This window comes from Rhodococcus sp. (in: high G+C Gram-positive bacteria) (genome assembly GCF_049591685.1).
In the GTDB taxonomy this organism is placed as follows: domain Bacteria; phylum Actinomycetota; class Actinomycetes; order Mycobacteriales; family Mycobacteriaceae; genus Rhodococcoides.
The window spans coordinates 1-2103 of record NZ_JBAWFH010000012.1 but is presented as its reverse complement, the minus strand read 5'-3'; the positions used below and the strand labels follow the sequence as shown (position 1 = coordinate 2103).

Here is a 2103-nt window from a genome sequence, read left to right as displayed (position 1 = left end):
CAACGGCGCCGGGAAGACCTCGCTGCTCAAGGTGCTCCTGGGTCAGAACACGCTCACATCCGGAACGGCCACCATCGCCGGTGCACCCGTGCGGCGGGGCCAGTCCGGAGTCGGATACGTCCCGCAGCAACGCAGCATCGACGAGGGTCTGCCGCTGCGAGGGCGCGATCTCGTCGGCCTCGGCTGGGACGGGCATCGATGGGGACTCGGGTTCCGCGGCATACGCGAGCGCGCACGCATCGTTCAGGACGCCATCGACCAGGTCGACGCCAACTCCTTCGCGGGCGCCCCGGTGGGCACCCTGTCCGGCGGCGAGCAGCAGCGACTGCGAATCGCGCAGGCACTCGTCGGCGATCCGACTGTTCTCCTGTGCGACGAACCCCTGCTCAGTCTCGACTTGGCGAACCAGCGACTGGTGTCCGGCCTGATCGATCAGCGTCGACGCGGGCACGACACGGCCGTCCTCTTCGTCACCCACGAGATCAACCCGATCCTTCCGCTGGTCGACCGAGTCGTCTACATCGTCGACGGCAAGTTCCGAATCGGAACCCCGGCCGAGGTGATGACCACCGAGGTGCTGTCCGAGCTGTACGGCACCGAGGTGGAGGTTCTGAAGGTCCGCGGCCGACTGGTCGTGGTCGGTACCGGCGACTCCATCGACGCGCTGGGTTCGGCAGGCGCCCATCACCCACCCGCGCCGAAACAGACGGAAGACTGACGCATGAACGAGAAAGTCGTCGACGCCTTCTCCAAGATGTTCGACTTCAGCACCACGGCGAACCTGCTGAGCTACGACTTCGTTCAGCAAGCCCTCATTGCGGCCGCCATTCTCGGACTCCTCGCCGGAGCGCTGGGGCCGTTGATCGTCAGCAGGCAGTGGGCGTTCGCAGTCCACGGTTCGAGCGAACTGTCTCTGACGGGCGCATCCGCAGCACTGCTCGTGGGCATCACCGTCGGGCTCGGCGCGATCGTCGGCTCGGTGGTCGCCGCGGTGATGTTCGCGCTGCTCGGAGCCAAGGCCCGCGACCGCGACTCCGTCATCGGCGTCATCATGTCGTTCGGTCTCGGACTGTCGGTGCTGTTCATCTGGCTCTACCCCGGCCGCACCGGTACCAGCTTTTCGCTGCTGATCGGCCAGATCGTCGGAGTCGGCCAGAGCGGCCTGCAGCTGCTGCTGATCTGCGCGGTCGTGGTGCTCGTCGTACTGGTGGTCGTCTACCGACCGTTGCTCTTCGCCAGCACCGACCCCGAGGTCGCCTCCGCGCGCGGGGTGCCGGTACGCGCACTGTCGGTGGTGTTCGCGGTACTCGTCGGCGTCGCCTGCGCACTGGGTGTGCAGATCGTCGGAGCACTGCTGGTGCTCTCGCTGCTCATCACGCCTGCGGCCGCAGCGGCTCGCGTCACGGCCAGCCCGCTCAAGGCAACCCTGCTGTCGATCCTGTTCGCCGAGACCGCGGCCGTCGGCGGCATCCTGCTGTCGCTTGCCCCGGGTGTTCCGGTGTCGACATTCGTCACCACCATCTCGTTCGTCATCTACCTCCTGTGTCGCGCAATCGGCTCGAAACGCTCGTCCAACTCGGGACGCGTGCTGGCAGGACCGGTTCGGCACTAAACTTGCTGTCGATGAGCACCATCGACCTCAATTCCGACCTCGGCGAAAGCTTCGGCACCTGGAAGCTCGGCGACGACGACGCAATGCTGCCCATCGTCACCAGCGCGAACATCGCGTGCGGCTTTCACGCCGGCGACCCGCGCACCCTCCTCGACACGTGCCGCTCTGCCGCGAAGAACGCGGTGCGCATCGGCGCGCAGGTGGGTTACCGCGATCTCGCCGGCTTCGGCCGACGGTTCATCGACATGGAACCGGCCGACCTCACGGCCGACGTGCTGTATCAGATGGGTGCACTCGACGGACTCGCCCAGGCGGCGGGTTCGGCGATCGCCTACGTCAAGCCACACGGCGCCCTGTACAACGCGATCGTCACGCACCGCGAACAGGCTCGGGCGGTGGTCGAGGCCGTGCGAACCTACGACCCGACGTTGCCGGTACTCGGCCTGCCCGGCTCGGTCTTCCTCGCCGAGGCACGCGACGCGGGATTGCGC

General features: G+C 67.1%; 3 protein-coding genes. All 3 read left to right on the top strand.

Annotated features, from left to right (window positions below; translation table 11 throughout):
• A partial coding sequence (locus tag WBQ44_RS00410; RefSeq protein WP_495564760.1) for a metal ABC transporter ATP-binding protein occupies window positions 1-718 on the top strand: 718 nt, incomplete at its 5' end.
• Window positions 719-721: 3 nt separating this feature from the next.
• Window positions 722-1612 (top strand): metal ABC transporter permease, encoded by an 891-nt coding sequence (locus tag WBQ44_RS00405; RefSeq protein WP_495564759.1) that lies wholly within the window; start codon window positions 722-724, stop codon window positions 1610-1612.
• An 11-nt stretch (window positions 1613-1623) separates the two neighbouring features.
• On the top strand, window positions 1624-2103 hold a 480-nt coding region (locus WBQ44_RS00400), incomplete at its 3' end, for a LamB/YcsF family protein (RefSeq protein ID WP_495564758.1).